Source organism: uncultured Shewanella sp., from assembly GCF_947495455.1.
GTDB lineage: Bacteria > Pseudomonadota > Gammaproteobacteria > Enterobacterales > Shewanellaceae > Shewanella.
In genome coordinates this window covers 19398-46167 of the sequence record NZ_CANLZC010000014.1, presented here as the reverse complement: position 1 = coordinate 46167, position 26770 = coordinate 19398, and the positions used below count along the sequence as shown (strand labels likewise).

General features: G+C 41.0%; 27 protein-coding genes. 10 read left to right on the top strand and 17 right to left on the bottom strand.

Annotated features, from left to right (window positions below; translation table 11 throughout):
• Window positions 1–92: 92 nt before the first annotated feature.
• Together Q0791_RS06260 and Q0791_RS06255 are read right to left on the bottom strand one after the other, a co-directional pair.
• The gene (locus tag Q0791_RS06260) at window positions 93–539 is read right to left on the bottom strand and encodes a hypothetical protein (RefSeq protein ID WP_299003882.1); all 447 of its coding nucleotides are present in this window, start codon (window positions 537–539) and stop codon (window positions 93–95) included.
• A 411-nt stretch (window positions 540–950) separates the two neighbouring features.
• Entirely contained in the window at window positions 951–3464 is a 2514-nt protein-coding gene (locus tag Q0791_RS06255; RefSeq protein ID WP_299003880.1) for a S8 family serine peptidase, read from the bottom strand.
• 548 nt (window positions 3465–4012) lie between these two features.
• Between Q0791_RS06255 and Q0791_RS06250 the strand changes: the two genes are divergently transcribed.
• From Q0791_RS06250 to Q0791_RS06235, 4 genes are all read left to right on the top strand, one after another.
• The gene (locus Q0791_RS06250) at window positions 4013–4387 is read left to right on the top strand and encodes a curlin (protein ID WP_366942485.1); all 375 of its coding nucleotides are present in this window, start codon (window positions 4013–4015) and stop codon (window positions 4385–4387) included.
• A gap of 22 nt (window positions 4388–4409) precedes the next feature.
• Complete coding sequence (locus Q0791_RS06245; RefSeq protein ID WP_299003876.1) at window positions 4410–6053, top strand: curlin; 1644 nt, start codon at window positions 4410–4412, stop codon at window positions 6051–6053.
• 657 nt (window positions 6054–6710) lie between these two features.
• Entirely contained in the window at window positions 6711–7919 is a 1209-nt protein-coding gene (locus Q0791_RS06240; RefSeq protein ID WP_299003874.1) for a hypothetical protein, read from the top strand.
• Window positions 7920–8433: 514 nt separating this feature from the next.
• A complete protein-coding gene (locus tag Q0791_RS06235) occupies window positions 8434–8754 on the top strand; it encodes an HdeA/HdeB family chaperone (protein ID WP_299003872.1) in 321 nt (106 codons plus the stop codon).
• Between the two features lie 64 nt (window positions 8755–8818).
• On the opposite strand, the gene rplI is transcribed toward Q0791_RS06235, so the two are convergent.
• The 4 genes from rplI to rpsF are packed head-to-tail and all read right to left on the bottom strand — an operon-like array spanning window position 8819 to window position 10278.
• Entirely contained in the window at window positions 8819–9271 is a 453-nt protein-coding gene (gene rplI / locus Q0791_RS06230) for a 50S ribosomal protein L9 (RefSeq protein ID WP_299003870.1), read from the bottom strand.
• 28 nt (window positions 9272–9299) lie between these two features.
• A complete protein-coding gene (rpsR, locus tag Q0791_RS06225) occupies window positions 9300–9527 on the bottom strand; it encodes a 30S ribosomal protein S18 (RefSeq protein WP_005497284.1) in 228 nt (75 codons plus the stop codon).
• Between the two features lie 11 nt (window positions 9528–9538).
• Entirely contained in the window at window positions 9539–9844 is a 306-nt protein-coding gene (priB, locus tag Q0791_RS06220; protein WP_299003868.1) for a primosomal replication protein N, read from the bottom strand.
• An 8-nt stretch (window positions 9845–9852) separates the two neighbouring features.
• Window positions 9853–10278: a 30S ribosomal protein S6 gene (rpsF, locus tag Q0791_RS06215; protein ID WP_299003866.1), complete on the bottom strand. Its 426-nt coding sequence runs from the start codon at window positions 10276–10278 to the stop codon at window positions 9853–9855.
• A gap of 278 nt (window positions 10279–10556) precedes the next feature.
• On the opposite strand from rpsF, the gene Q0791_RS06210 reads away from it, so the two are divergent.
• Window positions 10557–11300, top strand: a complete 744-nt coding sequence (locus Q0791_RS06210) for a YdiY family protein (RefSeq protein ID WP_299003864.1) — start codon at window positions 10557–10559, stop codon at window positions 11298–11300.
• A gap of 164 nt (window positions 11301–11464) precedes the next feature.
• On the opposite strand, the gene Q0791_RS06205 is transcribed toward Q0791_RS06210, so the two are convergent.
• Complete coding sequence (locus Q0791_RS06205) at window positions 11465–11623, bottom strand: hypothetical protein (RefSeq protein WP_299003863.1); 159 nt, start codon at window positions 11621–11623, stop codon at window positions 11465–11467.
• Between the two features lie 256 nt (window positions 11624–11879).
• Between Q0791_RS06205 and Q0791_RS06200 the strand changes: the two genes are divergently transcribed.
• The 4 genes from Q0791_RS06200 (at window position 11880) to Q0791_RS06185 (ending at window position 16500) form a co-directional block, all read left to right on the top strand.
• Window positions 11880–12917 carry a hypothetical protein gene (locus Q0791_RS06200; RefSeq protein WP_299003861.1) on the top strand — a complete coding sequence of 346 codons (1038 nt, stop codon included), beginning with the start codon at window positions 11880–11882 and terminating at the stop codon, window positions 12915–12917.
• Between the two features lie 300 nt (window positions 12918–13217).
• On the top strand, window positions 13218–13838 hold the full coding sequence (locus Q0791_RS06195; RefSeq protein WP_299003859.1) for a hypothetical protein: 621 nt from the start codon (window positions 13218–13220) through the stop codon (window positions 13836–13838).
• A gap of 858 nt (window positions 13839–14696) precedes the next feature.
• Window positions 14697–15200: a hypothetical protein gene (locus Q0791_RS06190; RefSeq protein WP_299003857.1), complete on the top strand. Its 504-nt coding sequence runs from the start codon at window positions 14697–14699 to the stop codon at window positions 15198–15200.
• Between the two features lie 700 nt (window positions 15201–15900).
• Window positions 15901–16500: a hypothetical protein gene (locus tag Q0791_RS06185; protein ID WP_299003855.1), complete on the top strand. Its 600-nt coding sequence runs from the start codon at window positions 15901–15903 to the stop codon at window positions 16498–16500.
• 109 nt (window positions 16501–16609) lie between these two features.
• On the opposite strand, the gene Q0791_RS06180 is transcribed toward Q0791_RS06185, so the two are convergent.
• The 10 genes from Q0791_RS06180 to zapE form a co-directional block, all read right to left on the bottom strand.
• A complete protein-coding gene (locus Q0791_RS06180; protein WP_299003853.1) occupies window positions 16610–17014 on the bottom strand; it encodes a hypothetical protein in 405 nt (134 codons plus the stop codon).
• 89 nt (window positions 17015–17103) lie between these two features.
• Entirely contained in the window at window positions 17104–17703 is a 600-nt protein-coding gene (locus Q0791_RS06175; RefSeq protein WP_299003851.1) for a hypothetical protein, read from the bottom strand.
• Window positions 17704–17925: 222 nt separating this feature from the next.
• A complete protein-coding gene (gene rlmB, locus Q0791_RS06170; protein ID WP_299003850.1) occupies window positions 17926–18678 on the bottom strand; it encodes a 23S rRNA (guanosine(2251)-2'-O)-methyltransferase RlmB in 753 nt (250 codons plus the stop codon).
• Window positions 18679–21231: a ribonuclease R gene (rnr, locus tag Q0791_RS06165; RefSeq protein WP_299003849.1), complete on the bottom strand. Its 2553-nt coding sequence runs from the start codon at window positions 21229–21231 to the stop codon at window positions 18679–18681.
• A 64-nt stretch (window positions 21232–21295) separates the two neighbouring features.
• On the bottom strand, window positions 21296–21841 hold the full coding sequence (locus tag Q0791_RS06160) for a flagellar protein MotX (RefSeq protein WP_299003926.1): 546 nt from the start codon (window positions 21839–21841) through the stop codon (window positions 21296–21298).
• Between the two features lie 358 nt (window positions 21842–22199).
• Window positions 22200–23495, bottom strand: a complete 1296-nt coding sequence (locus Q0791_RS06155) for an adenylosuccinate synthase (protein ID WP_299003848.1) — start codon at window positions 23493–23495, stop codon at window positions 22200–22202.
• A gap of 66 nt (window positions 23496–23561) precedes the next feature.
• Window positions 23562–23750: a DUF2065 domain-containing protein gene (locus tag Q0791_RS06150; protein ID WP_299003846.1), complete on the bottom strand. Its 189-nt coding sequence runs from the start codon at window positions 23748–23750 to the stop codon at window positions 23562–23564.
• 165 nt (window positions 23751–23915) lie between these two features.
• Window positions 23916–24308, bottom strand: coding sequence for a 30S ribosomal protein S9 (rpsI, locus tag Q0791_RS06145; protein WP_299003845.1), 393 nt, complete (start codon window positions 24306–24308; stop codon window positions 23916–23918).
• A 14-nt stretch (window positions 24309–24322) separates the two neighbouring features.
• Window positions 24323–24751, bottom strand: coding sequence for a 50S ribosomal protein L13 (rplM, locus tag Q0791_RS06140; protein WP_298772814.1), 429 nt, complete (start codon window positions 24749–24751; stop codon window positions 24323–24325).
• Window positions 24752–25015: 264 nt separating this feature from the next.
• Window positions 25016–26128, bottom strand: a complete 1113-nt coding sequence (gene zapE, locus Q0791_RS06135) for a cell division protein ZapE (protein WP_299003843.1) — start codon at window positions 26126–26128, stop codon at window positions 25016–25018.
• Between the two features lie 154 nt (window positions 26129–26282).
• On the opposite strand from zapE, the gene Q0791_RS06130 reads away from it, so the two are divergent.
• Window positions 26283–26600 (top strand): DUF1043 family protein, encoded by a 318-nt coding sequence (locus Q0791_RS06130; protein WP_299003841.1) that lies wholly within the window; start codon window positions 26283–26285, stop codon window positions 26598–26600.
• The last annotated feature ends 170 nt before the right edge of the window (window positions 26601–26770 follow it).

Genomic DNA, 26770 nt, shown 5'->3' with positions numbered 1-26770 from the left:
TATGATAAACCAGCAATGCCTAACAAGATCAAAAAAGCAGCACTACAGGCTGCTTTTCGCTCTTTCTTATGATTTAGACTATAGACAAATAATCAGTTCTCAAAATCATCATTAGGCCATTCAGTATCAAATTCACCTTCTAAACTTTCAGTTTCTAATTCTGGATCTATATCCGCACTCGCCTCTGAATCTAACTCTCCAACAGGTTCCGTCACAGGCTTAGCTTTCTTCGCTGGAATACTTTTCGGATTATTGGCCTCGACCCACCCATCATGCTTCTCCATGAAAGCAGCACGTGCTACTTCCCATGCTTTTCCAAACTCTTTTTTTGCGACTTTAATCGCTTCATCATCGAGATCATGCAGATTAACTTTAACAATATCCTCTGCATATTCAATGATTTGATCACGAGCAGTATTATAAAAATAAATGCGCCCTGCCGGTGCTTCTGGAAATTGGCCATCATAAATAAGAACCGTATTACCACGTTCTGTTCTTAACTCACCATACCAAATTTCTTTCTTAGAAATGTCATACATATATGCTAATACCCTTAAATCAACACATACCCGCCACAATAAATCGAACTGAGTCTCTAAGGAACTCACCTCACCTTGAAAACCATGGTTTATATCATGATTTAATAAAACCTATTTTTAACAGAAATTTCGAGATAATCAATAGGGTATTTAGCAAAGTTCTCGCTACTGATTATCTAATAATCTGCGTGTTCATTCTCTTCTATCGAATTTAGTTGAAAGCATCAATTATTCAAGTTTTAAGTTAGGTTAAATCAATATAATTAACAAATACACTGTAATAAAAGCACTTAAAGTAAAAATTAATGTAACCCATAACCAAAGTAACTAATAAATGATATGAAGCGAGGGGATTTTCGCTTTCCATAAAAAAAGCGACCCAAAGGTCGCTTTTTCATTGCTGTTTAAAACTTAGAAAGTCGCAACAACCACCGCAGAACAAAGATCCGTACCTGCTTGACAAATTTGATATTCAGCAGTCTCTCCCGCATCGGTGAAACGGTCACGATAACGGCCATCGTTATTCGTTGTACCCACTAACGCACCATCACGATAAATGTCCACTGAATCTCCCATCGCACCTTCCCAACGTAAATCCACTAAGGCACTACCACGACGTGAGACTTTAGCACGTGCAACACTCGCTACAATCTCATTTTCTGACACAGTTACTGACATGGTGCTGGTATCTGTATTGCCTTCAGCATCTGTCACTGTTAGCTCAACATCATAGCTTCCCGCTTGTGCATATTCATGGCTTGGGCTCATGTCTGTAGAAGTGGCATCGTCCCCAAATGACCAAGCATAGCTAACAATATCGTCATCATCATCAATACTGGTATTAGTAAAGTCAACCATCAAGCCTGAAGCACTGTACTCAAAGCTGGCAACAGGCGCTGAACTTCCACCTTCTCCCACACCCGAAATCACCATACCCCAATTATTCAGAGTACCTGTATCTGCACCTACATTATCATTAACGGATAAGGTCCAAGTGCCCATCGCCATTTCACCGTTAAATGCACTTAAGTCCCAATTCTTAACGATGTCATCGGCACTACCACCTTCGCGGTTATGCAATATGGCTTGAGTACCTGCTGGTGAAGTTAATGTCACCATCAAATCCCCCACCCAAGTGTGTGAAATATTGACATCAGCATTAACACCAAACACTTGTACATCATCAGTAACATCAATTGTGCTCACGATACCACTGATATCATTATCAGGAATGTCTATTGCTTCATCATTGGCATAAGGAAAATCTTCTATGCCTTGTGGCAGCACAGTCAAAGCCACTGACTGACTCTTAGCTATGTCACCACTGACACCTTCAACAGTAATGCTATAATCACCCCAAGCCGCATCGGCATCGGTTGCCACATTAACCATAAAAGTATCACCGACAACAACAGTATCCGTCGATAGAGACACACCCGCTAACTCTGGAGAAACCGACACTGATAATGCCACTTCACCATTCCAACCTGCAATACTGCCAACAGTATACTCATAACTCGCGCTAGAACCTGCTTCAATGGTTTGCATCATAGGTGAAACAGCAAATTTAAAGCTAGGATCCGGATCGGCCATCTCTAATGCATTAGCCACATTTAGACGTGTACCCGCAACGGTTTTGCCATTTAAATCAGCATTCGGCTCACCTGAATCCATCAATAACTGTTTCATTTCAGTCGGCGATAAATCAGGATTGACTGACCAGACTAGACCCGCAGCTCCAGTCATATGAGGTGTCGCCATTGATGTACCAGAATAGGTTGAATAACCATTGCTTGGTGTTGTGGAGAGAATAGACGAACCCGGCGCCCCCATATCAACGCTGGTTAGCCCCCACTGTGAGAAGCTGGACATATTGTCATTACGATCTGTACTCGCAATAGACATTAGTGCATCAGAATCGTAGCTTGATGGGTAATGAGGATTAACGTCGTTATCAACCGCGCTGTTACCCGCTGCGGCTAAGAATAAAATGCCTGCATCCCCCGCAGCATCAATTGAATCTTTCAACGCTTGGCTAAAGCCACCACCGCCCCAAGAGTTATTGGTCGCTTTAATATTAACCCCATGATTGACTTTTAAATCAGTCATGTAATCGATACAAGCAATAGCCCCCTCTGTTGAACCTGAGCCACTGGCATCTAAGAATTGACAACCAATAATACTCACATCCCAGTTGACACCAACGACACCCACACCATTGTTGCCTTTCGCGCCAATAGTGCCCGCAACATGGGTACCATGACCATTACCATCCATAGGATCGCCAGAGCCAGTGTTTGCATTAAAGCCATGAATATCATCGATAACGCCATTCCCATCGTCATCTATACCATTACCAGGAATTTCATTGGGGTTAGTCCACATATTGGCTTTCAAATCTTCGTGGTTATAATCAACCCCAGTATCAATCACACCCACGATGACATTAGTGTCACCCGTGCTAATATCCCACGCCTCAACAGCATCGATATCGGCATCCACACGACCCCCATCTTGACCTGTATTATTCATGCCCCATAACGAAACAAAACTAGGATCATCCGGTACCCCTAAAGCTTTAATCACATAATTAGGCTCTGCATATTTAACAGCTGGATGTTGGCTGATTATTTTAATGGCTTTTTTAACATCGGCTCCCTGACGTAATGCCAAACGTGCCAGTTTACCCTCAAGTAAACGAGCAAATTTATCATCAACACCATCGGCATTACGATCTTGCATCGTGCCACGCACAAGGCGCTGTGCTGATAATCTTTCGGCTGTCGTGGCATTATCTTTATAAACCACAATCAAAGAGTCTTTTACATACTCATGCTCAATGGTATCTTTCGCCATAGCAGGTACAGATGAAACAGCCATTGCGCTGGCAATCGCAACAGCAAGAGGAGATAAAGTTTTAAACATAAACTGGCTTCCTATTTAGTTTTTTTACGTTTTTAGAACCCATTTCACTTCCTTGTAACCCTTCGCTCAATTAAAGAAAAACGATAGCCTCAAAGCCAAAAAGTGAAAAAGTCAAAGTGATACATGCTTTACTTAACTTTAAATTAGTAAGCAGAAGAATAGGTACCATGTGAAATCAAGTTTTAAAAGTTTTTTCATTTAGTTTACAACTTTATTACTAACACTAACATATTATTAAAACAGAAATAGACTGACACTTTATCAATTAAATTATTGATAAAAGTAAAAATAAATTTATATAGAATAGTATTTAATCAACAAATATCGAACGAATAAATAGACTTTCTTCCGATTGCGACAAATTTATATGCATGTAGATTTATCAATAACTTGGATCATGAGGCATGGGGTCGACCAAGTCTTATGGATAGCTAATAAATGAAATAAAAGAACAACCCATCTTTATTTCATAACACACAAAGGAGTGTTCATTGTCAGCTTTTAAAACCTTGTTATTCGCCACTGTTTTTCAGGTATGCAGTTTCAGCATCAGTGCTGATGAGCTCGAAAATATTACAGGGACAAATGAATTACCCGTCACCCTTCAAACATTGCTAGAAAGAAGCGGTCAAGATAACCTCATCCACCTCTCTCAACTCGGAGATATGAATCAGGCTTACTTGATCCAATCTGGTGATGAAAATTATGCAGAACTTTTGCAAGTAGGATTGGGTAACCAAGCCGATATTGCTCAGCTTGGTGAGCGCAACCAAGTAGAGCTAGATCAAATCGGCAACGATAATCAAGCCGCTATCATACAAGTAGGAGACGATAACTTAGTTCAACTTAATCAACTCGGCAGCGCTAATTTCTCAATAGAGCAAGTGGCGGATAATGCCTCTATTTCAATTACACAATATTAATGACATAAAACAGGGAATGCTTATGAAATCAGTAACGAAAAAATCCATTATTTCTCTTGCAGTAGCTGCAGGTTTAGGATTCAGTGCATCGACGTTAGCCGCATCTGACAATACGGCCCACATTAATCAAACCACTGCGGCAGCTGGCGCACCTATGGGTCAAGATGCATATGTGAAACAAACAGGGACTATGCATATCACCACTGTCGACCAAGTCGGTGATGGCCAAACTGCCACTATTACACAAGATGGTGTATGGGCAGAAGCTTATGTCAATTCTAGAGGTGTTGAAAATAACGTAGATGTTGATCAAGCGGATGACTGGCATATTGCTACAGTCAATCAAGAAGGCAATAATAACGACACGAGTGTTGCTCAATATGACTTCTTTAACCAAGCCAACATCAGCAGTGTTGGAGACTATAACACCACAGATGTGATGCAAGACGGTTCACAAAATGATGCAAAAATTACATCACTGGGTAATGATAACCAAGTGACTGTAAACCAATTTGATACCTCTAACCAAACTGTCATCGACCTAACGGGCGACAGTAATTACGCTGACGTTATGCAAAATGGCGTGCAAAATGATGCAACCGTTGAGTATATGGGTACGGCAAATACCGCTATCATTAGCCAAGAAGGTGTGACTAACATCGCCATCTCTCAAGTCGAAGGCGAAGATAATGATGTACGTATCTCACAAATGGGCGACAACAACTTGGCAGCAATGACAGGTATTGAGCGCGGCATGAACGTGGGCAATAACAACGACGCTGAAATCTCGCAAATGGGTAATCAAAACTCAGGGGTTATTCAAGGTGTTGATGGTAATGATAACCACTTCGTGATCACTCAAGAAGGTGATGAAAACAAAAGTTCAGTTTACTCTTTAGTCGGTTCTGATAATGAAATCGAAATGGATCAAACGGGCTTTAACAACACTAGCTTCTTAGATTTTGCTAACGGCAACGACAATGATGTTGAAATTGTCCAATCTGGTAGCAACAACATCATTGGCGATACTATGATTGCCGAACTTCAAGGTGATGATAACAGCTTAGATCTTCATCAAGAAGGCGAAGCTAATGCCGCTGAATTCCAAATCTTTGGTAATGAAAATGACTTAGATCTTGATCAAGAAGGGACCACTAACTTCGCCACTATCGGTATTTACGGCGATGACAACAACCTTGATCTTAACTCTGACGGCCTAAACAACACTGTTGTCGCTTTCGCTGATGGCAACAATAACGACATCGAAATCGCACAAGAAGGTGACAAAAACTTCGGCTATGTCGATGTATTAGGTGAGCGTAACGAAGTTGACGTTGAACAAGATGGTAACGACAACGAAACTTTGATCACTGTTATGGGTGAGAGAAATGTTGATGTTGAAGCGACACAATCTGGTGATCTTAACTTAATTGACCTTATCATTGAAGGCGATGAAAACATTGCAATGATGACACAATCAGGTAACGGTAACTGGATTGGTGGTGACGATAGCTCAGCCTTTGAAGTTATCGGTGAAGGTAACAGCTTAGTGGTTGCTCAAAGTGGTAATGATAACTTAGTATCGGGTTCTCAATTTGGTACTAACAACAACATCGTTGTTTCTCAAACAGGTGACTTCAACTCTGCGACTGTTATTCAAAACTAATTTGGCTTTCTCTAAAGAGAAATCCCCTTAGTGTGATAACACATATCGACAAACAGGAAGCCTAGGCTTCCTGTTTTTTATCCTTATTTCCTCACGCAATTACCGCCTAAAAAACCGACTTTCTTCCGATGCGAAAAATGATAGATGATTATAGATTTAGTTCTATACCCGTGATACTTGAAGATACATGTTTTCAGAGCCTGTAAAAGTGCCTAATTCAAGGCGTATTATTGCAAGAATGCTTATTGCCTTTTAAGATGATACAACGCAGAAGTCGGTACTTTTACAGACTCCCAAGGGGCTGGTTTAAAAGCCTTTTATACTGCGTTATTGAACATCAGCTTAGAATGACTAGGTACGCTGTTCAAAGCCTTGCCTAAAAGGCTTTTAATTCCAGCTGAATCCTGCATCTTCAAGTATCACGGGTATATATATCAAGGTCAATTCATCACAAGGAGCGTGTTGTATAGCTAAATCAATATGAATATTCAGCTATGCCCTAAAAGGGTTATATTCAAATCAAGCTCCCCTTAACGGACATTTTTGAATAAAACAAGAAATAACAAGCGCTTTAAATCTATTTATCAAAGTGAAAGCATAATGAGTAAATCATTTACCGCTTACTGAATAAAAAGATGAGCCATTTAAGGAAGAAACATGAAACGACATAAAAAACAATCAATGACTTTATCTGCCTTGATCGCTAGCCTCAGTCTTCACACCACAGCTTTTGCCACCTCCAACAATACAGCGGATATTCAACAGACTACAGTCACTAATCAACCCGTTATAGGGCAAAATGTGGTGGTTGATCAAAAAGGGGACGCCCAACATGCGATGGTTAATCAAGTCGGCGATGGGCAAACCGTTAGGATCAAACAACATGGCCAATATTCATCTGCCACCACTCTCACTCGCGGCCAAAAAAACTGGATCAGCCTCTTTCAAGGCGGTGAGGAACAAACCAGCACTATTTTTCAACAAGGCGACAGAAATGTCGACAAAAGTCATCAAAAAGGGGTTGCCAACACGAGTTATATCAATACATTAGGTAATAATAATTATACTATTTCTCGACAAGCTGACACCTTAAATGAGACAAATATTGATACCCTTGGCAATGACAATGTTATCTTTACGGACCAAGATGGTATCAATAACATAACTCGCATTTACACTTTTGGTGATGCCAATGAAGCACATACCTTACTGCTTGGTGATGATAATGCCAATGCTGTCGCAGTACAGGGAACGGATAACCACAGCATAACCAGTCAACAAGGCGAATTAAATCAACTCAGCATCATACATCAAGGCCATAAAAACTTAGTGCTTAGCACTCAATTTGGCGATAGGCACACTCAGCAAACCCTTGTTTTCGGTAATGATAATACTCAAATGTTACAGCAAATAGGCGAAGACAACCGCTTTGCTTTAACAACAGAAGGCAACAATAATCAAAGCTATTTTTATACTAACGGTCAAAGTAATGAAATATCGTTTTTAACTCTGGGTGATAATAACCATACTGACATCACGCAAACGGGTATCGACAATTCGACTCAATTACACTTAATTGGTGATAATAATGCTCACTTAATCATGCGCCAAGATGGCGATCTCAATACCATTGACCTCATCATAGATGGACACAACAATACCGCTTTAATCACTCAAATGGGTAACAATAATCACCTTTTAGGACTGGATTCATCCAGTTTAGCCATCACAGGGCAATATAATACGCTGAACTTAACCCAATATGGGCACAACAATAGCCTACTTGGTGAACAACTGGGTGATCGGCATGTTTTAACTGTTTCACAAACTGGCGAGTTGAACGCCGCCATAGTCACACAAGACTAATACCAATTCTATTATATAGATGATCAATTCAGAGCTTCTCAGGCTTTTCAATTCAAGGCGCATTTATGCTGTAATGGTAATTCCCTTTCAAATGAATGCAACGCAGAAGTGGAATGTCTGAGAAGCTCACTTTGTGCGGGTTTCAACATACTTTATGTGACTTAGCTGCTTTCGATATACGACCTCATGGATGAGGGAGGTAGAGCGACGTTTGAACCCAAGCCGAGAATGACTATTAGCTTCAATCATCTGCGACCACCATGGATGGTGGGATTGTCTGTTAATGCAGGAGCAATTAACGACCTTGCCTACAGCATGTTGAATTTCCGCTGAAAGATCACTTATATAATGGAATTGGTATAATGATAAACAGCAAAGCCGCTTTCTTTGACTACACTTATCCAAGCGTGCTAATAAAGTCTCCCTGCCAACTCAATCAGGCACGGACATAGCCGCTTAAGCATACTCATTAGCGTTCATGTTTATCATGAATAGTGTTAATTTGGAGAAGGATATGAAACTTTTACCCCTAGTCTTTATGTCACTGTTATTTATCAGTCCATTTAGCATGGCTGCCCACACCAAAGTCAAAGACCTTCAATGTAAAGATTTTCTACAGGTCGATAACGATCTTGTCCCTGTTGTGGTAGGCTACTTAACGGGTGTCGATGATGCTGGCAATGTGGATGTGATTGAAATCGATCAACTGGAAAATGTGCAAGTGGATGATGTGGTCGATTTCTGCCAAAACAAGCCTGACGCTAAGGTCAGTGATGCGGTCAAAGCCGCCAATAAAAAGGCTAAAGATGCAAACGAGGCCGATCACAGCCATTAAGTTTAACAATGAGAAATAAAAAAACACCGCCATAAGACGGTGTTTTTCTTAAAGCGAATAACGATTAATCTTCTGCAACAATAGAGATTTTTGCAATCGCTTTAACTTCAGTGTGTAATTGAACTTCAACTTCGAAATCACCAGTGTTGCGCAATGCACCTAGTGGAAGACGAACTTCACTTTTAGCCAATTCAACACCAGCAGCTGTAACTGCATCAGCAATATCGCGGTTACCAATTGAACCAAATAGCTTGCCTTCATCACCCGCTTTAGAAGCGATAACAACGCTTTCTAATGCCGCTAACTTCTCAGCACGTGCATTAGCAGTCGCTAATTCACCCGCTAATTTAGCTTCTAGTTCAGCGCGACGCGCTTGGAATACTTCAGTGTTTGCAGCATTAGCAATAACCGCTTTACCTTGTGGTAAAAGGAAGTTACGTGCATAGCCCGCTTTAACTGAAACTTGGTCACCTAAGTTGCCTAGGTTAGCAATTTTATCAAGTAAAATAACGTTCATTATTTAATTCCTCTAAATGATTGCAGTATTACTGATGTAAATCAGTGTACGGCAGTAGAGAAAGATAACGAGCACGCTTAATAGCGCGAGCTAGTTGACGTTGATATTTTGCATTCGTACCTGTGATACGACTAGGAACAATTTTACCACTTTCAGTGATATAGTTCTTTAGAGTAACAATATCTTTATAATCGATCTCTGTCACACCTTCAGCGGTGAAGCGACAGAATTTGCGACGGCGGAAATAACGTGCCATATGACAGTCTCCTAAGTTTTCAATTCGACATTTTCAGCATGTAATACCAAGCGTGATTGACCATTTCTACTCTGTTGTTGAGCAATAAAACCGTCCACTTGAATTGCCACGCCCATTTTCAGTTGTTCTGTTAGGTGATTAAACCCATCTCCACTTAATACAACTTGTATCTGGCAGTACACGTTCCTGAGCATTTGAGCTTCAAAACGTTGAGATTTGTGTTCCAACTGCAACACCACATGGGCAATGCCTGCAGGACTCTCAAATCGCCGACTGCGTGTAATCACACCAGATAAACTCAGCTGATTAGTGAACACAGAAAAACTTACTCAGCTGTGTTTTCAGCGCTTTCGTTCGCTTCTTCAGCGGCAGCTTCTACTGCAGGGCGCTCTTCGCGCTCACTGTCATTAGAACGACGACTATCACGCTCGTCTTTTGCTTTAGCCATTGGAGAGGCTTCAGTGATGGCAGCTTTAGTACGCATAACCATGCTACGCAAAACAGCGTCGTTGAAACGGAAAGCTGTTTCTAATTCTTCAATCGATTCTGCAGTTGTCTCTACGTTCATAAGAACATAGTGAGCTTTATGCAACTCGATGATTGGGTAAGCCAATTGACGACGGCCCCAATCTTCTAAACGATGAACTTGACCGCCAGCTTGGGTAAAAATACCCGTGTAACGCTCAATCATACCAGGTACTTGTTCACTCTGATCAGGGTGAACCAAAAATACGATCTCATAATGACGCATTTTTTGCTCCTTACGGTTATCTAGCCTCATTCTTGGCTCAGTCGGACCAAATAGAGGCAAGGAACGAATTAAAGTGACTGAATTTAGGCGGCGCAGTATTACACAAAACACGCCCTAAATTCAAGCACTATCCCCCACTGCCACAGCAAAAATGCTTAACATCATAAAGTTGAAGATCTTTAATACTAATTTACTTTGCGCCACAGTGGATTATCGGTATGATACGGCCCATTAGAAGAACCTAATTTAGGCCCTTAGGCCCCAAGAATTCAAGCGTCATGTTAAGAACTATTGTTGTTGTCTGCACATTAGGGCTTCCCTTTTCGGTGCAGGCATTAGTTCCACCCGATTTTAAAGAGCCACCCAGTGATTTTAACGCCGAAATTGAAGGGGGTTTTCAGCTCAATACAGGCAATACCAATACCACAAGTTTTAATGGTAGAACGAAATTAGTCTACGACACCGTCGCCGCGAGACAAGAAGCGACCATGAAAGCTTATTATGCCGCAGACTCACAAAGTGCGACCTCTGAGCGGTATGATCTACAACTGCAATCGAACTATAAGCTCGATAGCGGCTATGTTTTCGGTCGTGGCGATGGAACTTGGGACCGATTTGGCAGTTACACTCGCATTTATACTGTCTCCAGCGGTTATGGTTTCGATGCCGTCAGCAACAGCAAAACCAAATTAAGCTTAGAAGTCGGCCCTGGTTACCGTTATAACTTAGCCATTGCCACCGATAGCGAGCCCGATCCCAGTGCCAGTAAAGATATCATTTTACGTACAGCGGCGATTTTTGAATTTAAAATGCAAGAATACACTAGCCTCAATGCCGCCCTCACCTCTGAAGTGGGTGCTGACAACAACACAGTCGGTCTCGATATCGGTTATAAAAATACCTTATTTCAAGACTGGGCCTTCACCATAGGCACAGTAATGAAATACACCCAAGTGGTACCTGACGGCACTAAGCAGACCGATAGCATTACCACCATAGGCTTGTTGTATACCTTTCAGTAAAGGTATTGCTAAATGTGAGGCTGCATATTTTGCAGCTCAGGCATGCAGTTACTGAATAACTATTCATCGCTGGCAGCGGGCTAAAGTCGTGAGTTTCAGACGGCATCTGATTGATAAAACTAATGTTATTTGTATGAAGTTACCTAATTTTAGTTATTTATATTTCATTTAAGTAAATTGCCTGCCGCAGGCTTTTGTGCAGATACTTCTGTGACTCGCTGTGAAACCATCCATGGCCGCTCTACGACTTCATCCCTGAAGCCGAAGGTCACAAAAGTATCTACACTTTGATTAGAAGCGAGAGGGTTTCTTCGAAGTAACATAGTGATACCATACTGACTGTACAGTAACGAAAACCACTTATTAGCATTCGACTTTTTACTTTTCCCCACCAAGAAAATAAAGGGGGTTGCCCCTTAGTACATTGATATTAGAGCTATAGAGTGACAAAGGTACATTTCGTACTTTCATTTTTATAAAAAATAGAGGCTAAAATGGACAAGTTATTTTTAAATGCTCATTATTGTATTAAAAATAGTATAATAAACAGATAATTAATGTGAAAAATAATAACAACATATGATTGATGAACTTAAACAACTAAAAAAAAATATTGAACAATCTATAATCGAAGAGCGTAATCATATAATTAAGTACATGTCAGCTTTAATTTATCCACAATCAAATCACTCTAAAGTAGTTAATCTTGAATATAATAGGTTTACGCGTGATGACAGATACCATAACTACAATATTGGATCATGTGATGGTAGCTATGATGTAAAAGAAATAAAAATACTTAGTTTTTATGAGTTTTTAGCTCATAAGCTTACTCGTCACGTCTATCAAGATCGGCAATCATATACTAAAAATAACTTGATTGATTCAATCACAATTTATAATGATGATGGGGAAGTCGACGGTCGAAAAGTTGAGGATTATGAGTTCTCTGGCGAAACAGAGCATGAAATTTTTGAAACTTGGTTGTTATTCGACCTTATATTTGAAGTTGGCGCAAAGGTAGCAAAAGAAATCCAAACTAAGAACTTTATAGCTATACCCCATTATTTAGATTTAATTGATAAAAATTTTAATCTTTTTTCTAATGTTAAAAATTCAGATTTCCAGCTAAAAATGAATCAAGACGAGTTATATAGCTGGCTTGAATTAGAAATTAACCAATTCAAGCACCGTGTTGAAGAACAAGGGCTTTGGAAAAGTCTTAAAAAAGAACCTGAAAAACACTTTCAACATATATTCTCAGCAGCGCTATATCGGGTATGTGAGATATACAATGTAGATTTGTCGGCAGAACCCGATGTTGGAAGCGGAAAAGTTGATTTTAAGTTCTCCCAAGGACATAAATCTAAAGTCTGCGTTGAACTTAAACTATCAACTAGTGAAAAAGCGTTAACAGGCTATACACACCAACTTCAGCAATATCTAATTAGTGAAAAGACAGATAAAGGTATATATGTCATCATTAATAACGGTAATGTAACAAATTCATATAATGAGCTACTAACCTTGAAAGAAAAAGCTAAAAAAGAAGGGAATAATCATCCTGAAATTATATTGATTGATGCGAGACAAAAAATAAGTGCTAGCAAACAATAATCAATATTCAATTAGAAGGCGATTATAACGACAACTTTAAATATATAAATCTCCAAAGCCCCACCAGTGATATAGCTTTTTATCACTGGGCATTTCTTTCCATACCCGGCTCATAGTCAAATGATACCCAGATATAAGCAATAGCCGCCGCTTTGAATAAAAGCCCCATAAAAACGAGCCCAAACTGCGAACACTGCGTAGTTTTGTCGATAGTTCAAATTTTAAATACGATAGAAATTTTGTTATGCTGGTGCGCGCAAACAGCAATAAGGCAACTGCCTAATCAACAAGGATGTAAAAATGGATGATGCAATACTGATAGTTAAAATCATTACCGCAATTTGTACTTTTGTAGGACTAGCTAAAATCACTTTTGATATAAATTCAGGCATCAAAACACGCCTGAGAGAAGAGTATTTATTTGCTAAAAACTTTTTAAAGGATATGGAAAAAGAAACGCTTCACCCGTTTGCTATTCAAAAAGGCTACCAAGCCATAGCAGGTGATCAGTTTTTAAATCTAGAAGCCATTAAATATGTACTTAGTCTAACAGATCCGCTTGAATCACTAAAGAATTTTAAACTAGCCAAAAATATCGTCCATTACGATGAAGCATGTGCCATTTTTACCTTTAAGAAATTTTATAAATCAACCAGTGTAAGGTGGGGAATGAAAATCTTTTTTTTCTTCATTTATGTACTCTTATCCTCAGCCATTACGTTCCTACTTATGTACGATGAGCAACTCAAATTAACAATACAAGGATTAATATTCTTTATCCCTATATTGGCTTACATGGCAATCACATCATTATTAGCATGCTTAAAAATCAAACAAGCTGAAGCACTGGTAAATAGACAAAAAATACACGATACCCATAAGCGCATAAAACCAATCAACACCACAAGACAAATCAGCTAACCGATCACCAAAAGCCGCATACTAGACTTCTGCATCCAAAATAAGGGAGTTCGTAGCTACTCTTTTCTTTTTGACCACAAAAAATAATTTGCTATGCTGAAAAAGTAGAAACGAGATAACAATAAAAATCAGGTTAATCAAATGAATGATGAGGAAAGAGAAAAGGAATACCTCTTAAACAAAAGACACCCCATTGGTGCTAGGCATCTTTACCCAGAAGAACCATGTGAAAGTAAAAAAAACGTGTGCCCAAACTGCTCAACCATTCTCACTAACCATGACTGTTTATTTTGCGGATATAACAAATTAAGTTTAATCAATAGCATCTGGGGATTATCATGTAACTCTGTTAATGGCACAGACAAGTTTCAACGTGGAAAAACACACGAAAATACAGACAATGAATGCCCCGATTGCTCAACAATCCTTATTGAAAGAAAGTGTCCATTTTGTGGCTATAATAAACACAAGCGGTTTAAAACTGCGAACACATCGTAGCTTCGCTTTTCTTATTTTAATAAGCTTACAAGAGATAAATGTAATACATTTATAAGTGATTAAATCTGCTTACCTATCTGAAAAAGCCCTTAGCACTAGAAATAGCCCTTAGTGGTCAAAACAGCATAGTGGTGAAAATGGCTAATTATTGGCATGCCAGTTTTGGGGCTGATTTTTATAAGATAACGTCTCATTTCAAGGCGCTTTAGCCTCAAAACCTACGAACGCCAAAGTCACGTTTCATACTTTCAGTGATATGGTCAATCGGGGATCAAATGAGGAGATTATCTATTTTGTTTTTATTGTTTCTATAGTACCATTCACTTTTTAATAACATAAATTGAATGGAATCAATATATAATGAAAATCATAAAGCAAGCCGCAATGGCTATTTCAATTACTACTTTTTCTTTTTCAAGTTTTGCTGATGAAAGTAGTGATGTAACATTTCATGTTTATACCCACATCCAAGATTATGGGCAAACAACTTTTAGTGAAGATGAATGGGCAGGAACTCGAAGTGAAAGTAAGCGACTTGAATCAATAGCAATAACCCCTCTTTACCCAAATATAGGCTCTTGGCCCTCGTGCCTTGGTTTAAGTTATATGGGACACATACAAGATCATGGCGATACTGGTTGGTACGATGCTCCAAATAAGCTAGGTACAGAAGGCAAAAGCTTAAGAATTGAAGGGCTTGCTTTTAAAACAACAGGAACATGTGCAAATGACTACACTGTAAAATATAGCTGTCACGTTCAAAATTATGGAGATATAGGTGAAAAAAGTGATGGTGAATATTGTGGCTTTCGTGGTAGCGGTTTGAGATTAGAAGCTGTAAAACTTACAGTACATTCAAAATAACGAGTAGCCCTCCTTTACCAGTGATAAGGCTTTTTATCGCTGGTAGAGTGATCACAGCAGCCCTTCGAACTCATGATAACCAAAATAATAAATCAGTACATTTAAAGCAACAGCGATTCCAAACTGCGAACACTTCGTAGCTTCACTTTTCTTTTTATAGAAATAATTGCCTCCCAACAAAGCCAAGCTCAACCCATCACTCTTTTGTACTAAATCGATGAGTCATCATGAACCTAGATCACAGTTTAAATAGACAAAAGCCGTATCAAAGCAGCGCACAGCTTTTGCTTTCATTCCCCATCGGAGTTGCCGAGATCATTTTATCGGTCATTACGTGAGTAAGGCATGAATGCCGCAGTAGCCTTAGGTGAACTAAGGATGGTGAATATGAGGCGTTTGGCTTCGTCAGGGGCTGCAAGGTGATCCAAGAGGGGATTGCTGTGGTTCCCCTTTTGGCCCGATGTGGATGGGGATCCACGATCTTCCACTAAGCGCAGCTTAATTAGAAGCTCACAAGTGTGAATGAAAGTTCACAACTTCGCCCTACTTTAGTCTAAGCTGTTCAATTTTAGGCGATAAAACTGACATTTTTGCCAAAATCTGGTATCGGCCTTCACAATAAAAACATATACTTGTGGACTTATTCAATTCAGTTACTCATTAACTACTAAAAATATAAAGGATTATAAGGAATTACTCGATGAGAAAGATCATTATTGCTTCATTGCTTGCCTTTGCAGCAACGGGCTGTGCCACTAAAAAAATCCCCGTCATGTTAGAAGCCAGTAACGTTGTCCCGATCACCGCAGCCCAAGCGGCAAAGGATAAATGTGAATTTGTGAAAAGCTTCAATGTGAAAACAGAGCATCCTAACAATTTACAGCCAGAACTGAAAAACCAAACCTATTTGGCCGGGGCTAACCGCTACTTGATCACTAACGTGGTTGAAAAAAGAAAACAGCGTCCTGTGAATGTTGACGTCACCTTGTTCAAGTGTCCTATCATTACCGCTTATGATAGCAAACCTGCAGGCACTATCCAGTTACTGCCTGGCGCCAATAGCGTAAAACCTATCACCTTTGCAGAAATTGAAAATCAAAACTGTAAAGTGATCACCACTCATATGATAGAGAAAACCTCACCCCACAGCTTAGAAGTGGAACTGGCGAATGAGACTTATATGCAAGGTGGTAACCGTTTTCATATCACTAAAATTGTCGATGCCAGCAATGGCCGCCCAACCTCTGTGATGGCCGATATTTATCGCTGCCAACACAGAACCGTGGCCTTTGAGCAGTAAATAACTGACGCCGTGGTTTAAAAAACCAATAGAACAAAAATGCCATCATGATGATGGCATTTTTTCTCTAACTTGTGCTACAGCTTGCACTATTACATTCACCTATTCATTACTCTAAATAAATAGAACTTATCTGAGGCCTAGTTCCACCGGAAATCGCAGCACAGTCTCTTGCTACTAATTCCACTCGCTTACCCGATGCTTTTGCAGCTAACAACATGGAATACATTTCTTTAGCCAAAAACGCTGAAAAATACAGCACAGCCGTTGTCTTGCCAGTGCATTCACTACCGTAAAATTCCACATTATAAACATATAATCTAGAATCTGATTCCAAATTAGAAATAAGCTGAAGCTTTTTATCGGTCAAATCGATATAACCTGTTCGACCACCGCTAGCGGCCATCGCACTAAAAGACAATAAAGCGATAAAAGCAACCACCCCAGCAACAACACCTTTTTTCATTGAGTTTTTCATTGAGTTCTTCATTAAGCTCTTCATCAAATGCGCCATTAAATACTCCTTTAAATTTATAGACTTATTTAAGAATTGTAACATGAGTTCGCTATTTAACACTCTTAATTAACCGTCTCAATTAACCCTCATTTATCGGTATTAATATGAACCACGCTCAAATGCGGGTATTCATCATAAAACATAGGCAAGCCATATTGATTATAGTTTTCCAAAGTCAAACCCAGACTACTCGCATTCAACTTAGGTAAATAAAGCATCACATGAGGTTCAACATCTATAAGCTTTTGGCTGAAGTGATCATAAAACTTATTCTTAGAGGACATCATATAAACCAGTGCACCGGGATCGGGAGCGGGGAGTGTTTGATTGACTGACATGGCTTTAATATTTTTGTAGATGTTCTGAATGGACATCCCTCTAGCAAGCTGCCTCGTTTGGTATTCATAAACAGGATACACAGAATGCATTGCCGCCTGATTTAAACAAGAAGGCTCGTAGCGCCCCTTTTCATCTGTTAATACTAAACAGACAAACTCATTCGTTCCTTTAATTTTTTGAACAAAGCGATCATTTTCCCAGACTCGATAGCTCGCCTCTTTAGTGACATTCAAAGGTGCGGCTTCTCTGGCAGCTGTTATCTCTTGCTCATAAACCACTTGTTCATCAGCGGTCACAAAAAGTGAAAGCAATAATAGACATAATAAAAACGCGGATAAATACTTCAACGTCAACCTCTCCTTGGTATTGATATTTCATGCACAAAAAGCATGCTTTATATAAAAATAAAATCTGCAATCACTATTTTGTGTAAATGAAATTGAAAGCTCGCTGATTAAAGCGCAGCTAAGCTGCGCAAAAAGAAGAGTCACTATATACAAAAAACCAAACCACCGAGTATAAACACGGTTTAGTTACACCCATTCAAGCTTATCGCATAAACGATAAGCCTACAAACGTTGTCTTACTGCCTCAAACAAGCAAATACCCGTGGCAACCGAGACATTGAGACTCGACACTGAACCTGCCATAGGAATAGACACTAAGGTATCGCAGCTTTCACGGCTTAAACGGCGCAGCCCTTTGCCTTCCGCTCCCATAGCAATGGCAATTGGGCCTGTTAAGTCGGCTTGATATAACTCACAATCCGCTTCACCCGCTGCACCGACAACCCACACACCTTGCTCTTGCAGATAACGCATAGTGCGCGCTAAATTCGTCACCTGAAATAAAGGCACAACTTCTGCGGCGCCGCAAGCCACTTTGCTCACCACAGGGGTTAAACCAACGGAATTATCTTTAGGCACAATCACCCCTTGTACTCCTGCGGCATCGGCATTACGCAGGCAGGCGCCTAAGTTATGAGGATCGGTCACACCATCTAAAATCAAAAAGAAAGGCGTTTTGGTCTCATCTGCCTTGACTTGGTTTAACAGCGTATCTAACTCATTGTCACTGAGCACCTTGGCCGCTTTCACTTTTGCAACAACGCCCTGATGCTGCGCACCACTGGACTTGTCATCTAAGGCTTTGCGTGAGGCATATTGAATAGATACACCGTACTCGGCCGCTTTGGCTAACAAAGGCGCCAGACGTTTATCATCTCGCCCTTGTAATACCCACATTTCAATGACCCGCTCAGGGCTGTTTTCTAGCACGGCACCCACAGCGTGAATACCAAACGTTAATTCTTGCTTCTTCATTTACTTCTTACTCGCTTTACGCTTAGTCGTCTTGGCTTTTTTAGCCGACGTTTTTGATTTTTTTACTGAGGCCTTAGCGCCTGCTTTACTCGCAGAAGCCTTAGCGCTTCCGCCTTTATTTGCACTGGCTTTACGACGACCTTTAGTGCTTCGACTCTTAGGCTTTTTCGATTTAGCACCTGCGCCCTCTAGGCTGATTTCGCTGCTTTCATTAAATTTGGCAATAGGGGCACTGAGGGCACGGGTTTGAGCTTTGCGTCTTCCTCTGCCATTGCTAGCAGATTTTGCGTTTTGTGCCAGCTTGGCGCCTTCGCGATTAACTCGCTCTCTGGCGGTCATAGGTTTACTCGCTTTACGGCGACGGCCCTTGTCTTCACCCACCATGATGAGATCAATTTTACGATCGTCCAAGTCCACTGCGGCCACTTTAACCGTCACGGCATCACCAATTTGATACACTTGCTTAGTGGCTTCCCCCACCAAACGCTGACGCATATTATCATATTGATAATAATCACTGCCTAAACTGGAAATATGCACTAAGCCTTCGATAAAGAGGCTGTTTAAACGCACAAATAAGCCAAAATGGGTCACAGAGGCGATCACAGCATCAAAGGTATCACCGACGTGATCTTGCATAAATTCACATTTGAGCCAATCGCTCACATCACGGGTGGCTTCATCTGCGCGTCGCTCTGTGGTTGAACACTCGATCCCTAATTGATCTAGCTCATCCAATTGATAATGAAAACCGCCATCACGAGTCCATTTATCATTACCACCACCGGCATTTTTAGCCAATAAATAACGGATCACGCGATGTAGCACTAAATCAGGGTAACGGCGAATAGGCGATGTGAAATGTGAATACTCGTCTAATGCTAAACCAAAGTGACCTTCATTATCTGGCGTATAGGTTGCTTGGCGCATAGAACGCAGCAACATGACTTGAATAAGCTCAGCATCAGGCCTATCGGCCACTTGCTCCATCAGCGCTTGATAATCACTGGGCTCAGGCTCTAATCCACCTGTCATGGTCAGTCCACGCTCAGCCAAAAAGTCTTTAAATTGCGTCAGCTTTTGCTCTGATGGCGACTCATGAACGCGATACAGAACTTCCCCTTTATGTTTTTTGACGAACTTTGCGGAGGCCACATTGGCTAAAATCATACATTCTTCAATGATTTTATGAGCTTGATTTCGTGTACTAGGGACAATTTTATCGATTTTACGCTGCGCATTAAAAATAAACTGAGTTTCTGTGGTTTCAAAGGCGATCGCCCCACGCTGGGCTCTGGTTTCATCGAGTGTCAAATACAGAGACTGCAGTGTTTGCAAGTGTGGAAACACTTGTTCATATTCAGGTGCGACTTCCCCACCTTCCAACATAGCTGCAACTTGCGTATAAGTTAAGCGCGCATGGGAGTGCATCACAGCAGGGTAGAATTTATACCCAGACAACTTACCTCTTTCCGATACGGTCATTTCTGCCACCATGCATAAACGATCCACCTTAGGTTTGAGTGAACATAAACCGTTAGAGAGTTTTTCTGGCAACATAGGGATCACTTGTGACGGAAAATAGACCGAGTTGCCTCTTGATCTAGCTTCACTGTCCAGAGCCGATTCTGTGCGTACATAATGACTCACATCGGCAATGGCCACCCATAAACGCCAGCCACCACTTTTTTTGGTTTCAGCATAGACGGCATCATCAAAATCTCGCGCATCTTCGCCATCTATGGTCACTAAAGGTAAATGACGTAAATCGACACGCCCTTCTTTATCGGCCTCGGTGACTTCATCGGAAATGCGACGTAACTTTTTCTCAATCACACTGGACCAAGTATGAGGTAAATCATAATTGCGCAGGGCAATTTCAATTTCCATACCCGGCGCCATTTGCTTGCCCAGCACCTCTGTCACTTGACCCGCGGCTTTAACATAACGACCAGGGCGACGTGTTAACTCCACCACCACCACATCACCTTGGCGAGCGCCTTTTCTGTCTTCCTCAGCAATCAGAATCTCTTGAGTGATACGCTTATCATCGGCAATCACAAACCCCATACCTGCATCGAGGTGAAAGCGCCCCACTAAGGCCGCCTCCCTTTGCTGCACTAATCTGACGATTCGAGCATCACGGCGTCCTTTACGATCGACACCGGCTTTTTGTGCTAGCACTTTATCACCGTGAAAATACATCAACATATCACGGCTATTAATATAGAGGTCATCGCCTCCTTCTTCTAATTTAAGAAAACCAAATCCATCTCTGTGCCCGATAACGGTACCCGTTAACAGATCCATTCTCTCTGGCAAGCCATAGGATTTTCCTCGTGTAAACACGAGCTCGCCATCTCTTTCCATCGCGCGCAGACGACGCCTTAAGGCTTCAATTTGCTCTTCACTTTCAATCTTTAGCGCTAGGCCAATTTGCTCGCGGTTTTGAGGTGATGTTTGAGCACGTAAGTAATCTAAAATAAACTCACGGCTAGGGATAGGGTTTTCATATTTTTCTTGCTCACGCTTTAAATGCGGATCTTTGATCATTCATTATCCAAAATAGTGGTGCCAACCTTGAACTTTTTTATCGGCTAGCACTTAATTGTAAAAACTAAGTCGACTGCTTTGCTCTAGCCACCACGCTAGGCGGCATACGCTTTTCAAGCAACTTTAATAATTGTGAGGCTTCATTTTGTTTCGCCTCATCGGTAAAAACAGCGTTATATAACCAATGAAAAGCCAGCTCATAGTCCACGGGACTGCCTAAACCTTCATTGTATAAACGCACTAAGCTCATTTGAGCCGATACATTGCCGCTACTTGCGGCTGACAGCACGTAATTAACGGCTCTGGTTTTATCCTGGATCACAAATTGACCCCGGTAATAATAATCTGCCATTTTCATCATGGCTTCACTGCTACCTTGATTAGCAGCCTGACGCAACAATGCCATTCCACGTTTAGGATCAGCTTTAACACATTGACCCTGATTCAGCATCTCTGCCCATAAAAATTGATACAGAGGCTGCTTTAATACTTCGGCCCTCGCCTCAATATCTTTTACTAACTGGCAGTTATCACGTTTGACTTGCTGCAAGTATTGCTGACTTCGAATCAAAGTCAATAAACTCTCTTGACTATAAATCTCAACAGCCATGGGTGTCGCCACGGTCGATAGCGGCAATAAAAGCACAATCAAGGTTAACACATAAGCTAACATAAAATCCCCCAATGACAATATACTCAATAAGGTCATCGGCTCGAAAACGTATTTATTAAGATAAATTGGAAAGGCTAATGAGCAAAAGAAAAGGATATGGGTCTTAATACTATGTTAGTTTTCTTCGGTTTTCTGATTATCTTTTTTATTGTTCCTTTATTCATCTTCCCTCACTACTCTTCCCTCATTTGGGGCGATTTAAGTCTCTTGCAACCTAGTGAATTTCCAGCTTCGCTGAGCAAACAAAAAGGCCGCTCAACGCGACCTTAATTCAACTCATTAAACATCAAGATGTTTAACTGAACGGATTCACTAAGATCATTGTCTCATTTCTGTCCGGACCCGTTGAAATAATATCAATTGGCGTTTCTAACAACTCTTCGATGCGCTTGATATAATTAATGGCCGCTTGTGGCAATTGATCAATGGATGTCGCACCGGCTGTATTTTCACTCCAACCTGGCATCGTTTCTAAAACAGGGGTTACCTGCTCATAACCTTCAGCCGCTGCGGGTGTCACAGTCGCAATAGAACCATTCGGGTATTGATAACCCACACAGATTTTAACTTCTTCTAAACCGTCTAGTACATCCAGTTTCGTTAAGCAAAATCCACTGACACTATTGATTTGCACAGCACGCTTCATCGCCACAACGTCCAACCAACCTGGACGGCGTTTACGCCCTGTGGTTGCACCAAATTCATGGCCTTTAGTGCCTAAGTAATCCCCGATTTCACAATCAAGTTCAGTGGGGAAAGGTCCAGCACCTACACGAGTCGTGTATGCTTTCATGATCCCAAGCACATAATCAAGATGACGAGGACCAAAACCGCTGCCTGTTGCGACACCACCTGCTGTAGTGTTTGAAGACGTCACAAAAGGATAGGTACCGTGATCGATATCTAACAATGTGCCTTGTGCCCCTTCAAATAAAATCGCCTGGCCCGCTTTGCGTTTTTGATCCAACAATTCAGTGACGTCCACGCACATACTCTTCAAGTAATCTGCAATGGCCAATGCATCTTTTAATGTTTTATCATAATCGACGGCTTCTTCACCGTAATACTCAGTCAACATAAAGTTATGATAAGCCATCACTTCTTTAAGTTTTTCAGCAAACAACTCTGGATTAAACAGATCGCCTACTCTGAGACCACGACGCGAAATCTTATCTTCATACGCAGGGCCAATACCACGACCTGTCGTGCCAATAGCCTTGTTACCGCGTGCTTTTTCACGTGCCATATCGAGTGCACAGTGAAAAGGAAGAATAAGAGGACATGCTTCTGAAATTAATAAACGTTCCTCGACAGGGACGCCACGTTCTTTCAACATGTTAATTTCAGACATCAAAGCATCCGGAGCTAAGACCACGCCGTTACCGATGATGCATTTAACATCATCACGTAAGATGCCTGACGGAATTAGATGAAGAACGGTTTTATCACCATCGATAACAAGTGTATGACCCGCATTGTGGCCACCTTGATAACGAACGACATATTTTGCCTGTTCGGTAAGAAGATCGACTATCTTACCCTTTCCTTCGTCACCCCATTGGGTGCCGAGAACAACTACGTTTTTGCCCATTGTTTGCTGCAAGGTTGCGATTAAAGCAGGATTCTAACAGATTTTTAGGGGAGAATGGCAAGTAATTTATGAAAAAATAATCAATAAAATGACACCCGCGGTGACAAAAGCCCCTCCCACTCTTTGTAGAACTGTCTGATTTTGATTTGAAACCTCCTTTAAATAGGCCTGCCAGCGCCGAGTAAATAATAATGGCCCCACGCCTTCAATAATCAATAAAAGTGCAATGGCAAGCATGATTGATTCAAATGACATATTTTTATTCTCAAAATTAAAAAAAGATACCAACCCGAGTGTAAAAAAATTTATATTTTTTTTACATTCCCCCTCAACACAGCTTATACCCATTCAACTTGTCCATAAATCATAGGCAATAAAAAACCCAGCATAAGCTGGGTTTTTTGCATTCCAAAAAACGAATTAACGTTTTGAGAATTGTGGTTTACGACGTGCTTTACGTAGACCCACTTTCTTACGCTCAACTTTACGCGCATCACGGGTAACGAAACCAGCGGCACGAAGTGAAGGACGTAATGCTTCATCTAGTTGCATCAATGCACGAGTGATACCGTGACGGATTGCACCCGCTTGACCTGTGTTACCACCACCTTTAACTGTGATGAAAAGGTCTAGCTTGTCAGTCATTTCAACTAGCTCTAGTGGTTGACGAACAACCATACGAGAAGTTTCACGACCAAAATATTGATCTAGAGGTTGTTGGTTAACAATAATGTTACCCGTACCTACTTTAGCGAATACGCGAGCAGTAGATGTTTTGCGACGGCCAGTGCCGTAATATTGAGTTGCAGCCATTAGCTTAATCCCGTTTAGATATCAAGAACTTGAGGTTGTTGTGCAGCGTGGTTATGTTCAGTACCAGCATAAACTTTTAGTTTACGGAACATGGCACGGCCCAGAGGACCTTTTGGTAACATACCCTTAACTGCCTTCTCGATAATCATTTCAGGCTTATGATCTTGCAGCTTTTCAAAGGTGATTTGCTTAATGCCACCGATGAAGCCAGAGTGTGAATAGTACACTTTACCCTTGGCTTTATTGCCAGTCACAGCAACTTTTTCAGCGTTAATAACGATGATGTAGTCACCTGTATCGACATGAGGCGTGTACTCTGGTTTATGCTTACCACGTAGACGTGTAGCAATTTCAGTAGCGATACGACCCAAAGTTTTTCCTTCGGCGTCAACGACGAACCAGTCACGAGTTACAGTTTCTGGCTTAGCAGTAAAAGTCTTCATTTACAAAAACCCAATGTTAAAATTCTGTCTCAACATGCTATCTACTCTTGTAGATAACACAAAATAGTGCCATTCCCCGCCCCTTCGAGCAAAGAATTAGGCTTTACAACTTCCATCAAAAAGATGGAATAACGAGGGCAGGTCGCGGATTATAGACAAATATGCAGCAAAAATCACCTTCTTTCTGCGCTATTTTCACTAAAAAAATGCCACATCAGGATTTATCCTGACCCCACTATACTAACATTTTAAAAATTGGCGCCTTTAAGGTAAGTGGGCTAATGCCAAATAATCATGGGACTGCATTTCCGTTAATCGAGAGCGACAACGTCTAAATTCAAAAGCCAATAAACCGTCAGAATAAATCGCCTTCAAGGGCACGTCAGCCGAAATGATTAATTTCACGTTGCGCTCATAAAATTCATCGACCATGGCTAAAAAACGTCTCGCAATATCATCTCCGGTTTGTTTTTCCCCCATTTGTACCACGCCACTGAGTAACACACTGTGGTATAAACGCGCCACTTCCATATAGTCTCGCTGACTACGAGGTCCATCACACAAAGCTTTAAAGTCGATGAGTAATACCCCTTGCGCTTGCTTGCGAATGGGAATAGAACGACCATCAATATCGATAGGCTCCTCTGACACAGTCGATTCTGGCGCCAACTGAGCAAAGTAACTCTGCAAATTGTCATCCGCCGCTTTATCCAAAGGATAATGATAAATTTCTGCTTGCTCTAAGGTGCGCAACCGATAATCAATACCTGAATCAACATTGAGCACACGACAATGCTGATTAATCAAAGCGATTGCAGGTAAAAAACGCGCTCTTTGTAATCCATTTCGATATAGCTCATCGGGAATAATATTGGACGTTGCCACTAAAACGACCCCTTGGGCAAACAAGGTTTCAAATAAAATGCCCAATAACATGGCATCGGTAATGTCTGAGACAAAAAATTCATCGAAACAAATCACCTTATACTGCGCCGCCATGCGCTTAGCAATGCCAACGAGGGGATCTTGTTGCCCCTGACATTGGGCTAAATCAATATGCAATTGATGCATGAAACGATGAAAATGCGCGCGCAATTTCTGCGTGCCCGGTAGCGCATCATAAAAAGTGTCCATTAGGTACGTCTTGCCCCGCCCAACACCTCCCCATAAATACAAACCTTGCACAGGGGTAGGCTTAGCACGTCGACTGAATAACGCGCGTAACTTAGATCGCTTTAGAGGCTTATTATCAAGGGCAATTAAGTCATCAAATACGGTTTGTAACGCTTTTACCGCTTGTTCTTGAGTGGGGTCGTATGAAAAGTCATCACGGGTTAAATCCTGTTGATAATGCTGCCAAGGGGTTAATTGCGACACTGAGCTACTTCTCTTTTATTAACAAAACGCGGGCCAAATGGTCTCAACTCATATTGAGTCAAAAGCAAATACGCGGAAATAGTATCACGATAAGCAAGGACAAGGTATATTTGATAACAAGGTCTTCATTACGCAACATACTAAGGAAATTAAGATGCAGTGGGCATTAACCCTAAGTGGATTTATATTTGGTCTCATACTCGGCTTTGCTGTTAAAACCTTCCTCATTAGAAACAAGCAATCTCGACAGAGCGATGACGCATTAAATCAAACTAAAATGGAATTCAGTCAATACAAGCAAGAAGTCGCTGACACCCTTGATGAGCAACATAAACAACTCAATATACTCACGGAGCAACTGAGTGAAATGAACCATCAATGGAATGAAGCCAGCCAAGTCTTAACTCCCAATAATGACAAGCACTTGACCACTTTCACAAAAAACGATAGAACAATAGAGCAAGTCTCATAAGTCCCCTTTAAATCGACGAAAAGAGAAAATATATCCTAAACTTGATTAACCTTTATTAATCAATATTGAACTTTATTTACATTACTTGAGTCCGATTCAATAAAGCATAACGAATACTTAATGTTCATGATAAATAGCAATGATCATGAGCCAAGAACTGGAGCCATACA

Bases quoted from the DNA above. Each gene is read 5' to 3' on its own strand.
- Q0791_RS06260 (WP_299003882.1), bottom strand. From the start codon at position 539: ATGTATGACATTTCTAAGAAAGAAATTTGGTATGGTGAGTTAAGAACA.
- Q0791_RS06255 (WP_299003880.1), bottom strand. From the start codon at position 3,464: ATGTTTAAAACTTTATCTCCTCTTGCTGTTGCGATTGCCAGCGCAATG.
- Q0791_RS06245 (WP_299003876.1), top strand. From the start codon at position 4,410: ATGAAATCAGTAACGAAAAAATCCATTATTTCTCTTGCAGTAGCTGCA.
- Q0791_RS06240 (WP_299003874.1), top strand. From the start codon at position 6,711: ATGAAACGACATAAAAAACAATCAATGACTTTATCTGCCTTGATCGCT.
- Q0791_RS06235 (WP_299003872.1), top strand. From the start codon at position 8,434: ATGAAACTTTTACCCCTAGTCTTTATGTCACTGTTATTTATCAGTCCA.
- rplI (WP_299003870.1), bottom strand. From the start codon at position 9,271: ATGAACGTTATTTTACTTGATAAAATTGCTAACCTAGGCAACTTAGGT.
- rpsR (WP_005497284.1), bottom strand. From the start codon at position 9,527: ATGGCACGTTATTTCCGCCGTCGCAAATTCTGTCGCTTCACCGCTGAA.
- rpsF (WP_299003866.1), bottom strand. From the start codon at position 10,278: ATGCGTCATTATGAGATCGTATTTTTGGTTCACCCTGATCAGAGTGAA.
- Q0791_RS06210 (WP_299003864.1), top strand. From the start codon at position 10,557: ATGTTAAGAACTATTGTTGTTGTCTGCACATTAGGGCTTCCCTTTTCG.
- Q0791_RS06205 (WP_299003863.1), bottom strand. From the start codon at position 11,623: ATGTTACTTCGAAGAAACCCTCTCGCTTCTAATCAAAGTGTAGATACT.
- Q0791_RS06200 (WP_299003861.1), top strand. From the start codon at position 11,880: ATGATTGATGAACTTAAACAACTAAAAAAAAATATTGAACAATCTATA.
- Q0791_RS06195 (WP_299003859.1), top strand. From the start codon at position 13,218: ATGGATGATGCAATACTGATAGTTAAAATCATTACCGCAATTTGTACT.
- Q0791_RS06190 (WP_299003857.1), top strand. From the start codon at position 14,697: ATGAAAATCATAAAGCAAGCCGCAATGGCTATTTCAATTACTACTTTT.
- Q0791_RS06185 (WP_299003855.1), top strand. From the start codon at position 15,901: ATGAGAAAGATCATTATTGCTTCATTGCTTGCCTTTGCAGCAACGGGC.
- Q0791_RS06180 (WP_299003853.1), bottom strand. From the start codon at position 17,014: ATGGCGCATTTGATGAAGAGCTTAATGAAGAACTCAATGAAAAACTCA.
- rlmB (WP_299003850.1), bottom strand. From the start codon at position 18,678: ATGAAGAAGCAAGAATTAACGTTTGGTATTCACGCTGTGGGTGCCGTG.
- rnr (WP_299003849.1), bottom strand. From the start codon at position 21,231: ATGATCAAAGATCCGCATTTAAAGCGTGAGCAAGAAAAATATGAAAAC.
- Q0791_RS06160 (WP_299003926.1), bottom strand. From the start codon at position 21,841: ATGGCTGTTGAGATTTATAGTCAAGAGAGTTTATTGACTTTGATTCGA.
- Q0791_RS06155 (WP_299003848.1), bottom strand. From the start codon at position 23,495: ATGGGCAAAAACGTAGTTGTTCTCGGCACCCAATGGGGTGACGAAGGA.
- Q0791_RS06150 (WP_299003846.1), bottom strand. From the start codon at position 23,750: ATGTCATTTGAATCAATCATGCTTGCCATTGCACTTTTATTGATTATT.
- rpsI (WP_299003845.1), bottom strand. From the start codon at position 24,308: ATGGCTGCAACTCAATATTACGGCACTGGCCGTCGCAAAACATCTACT.
- rplM (WP_298772814.1), bottom strand. From the start codon at position 24,751: ATGAAGACTTTTACTGCTAAGCCAGAAACTGTAACTCGTGACTGGTTC.
- Q0791_RS06130 (WP_299003841.1), top strand. From the start codon at position 26,283: ATGCAGTGGGCATTAACCCTAAGTGGATTTATATTTGGTCTCATACTC.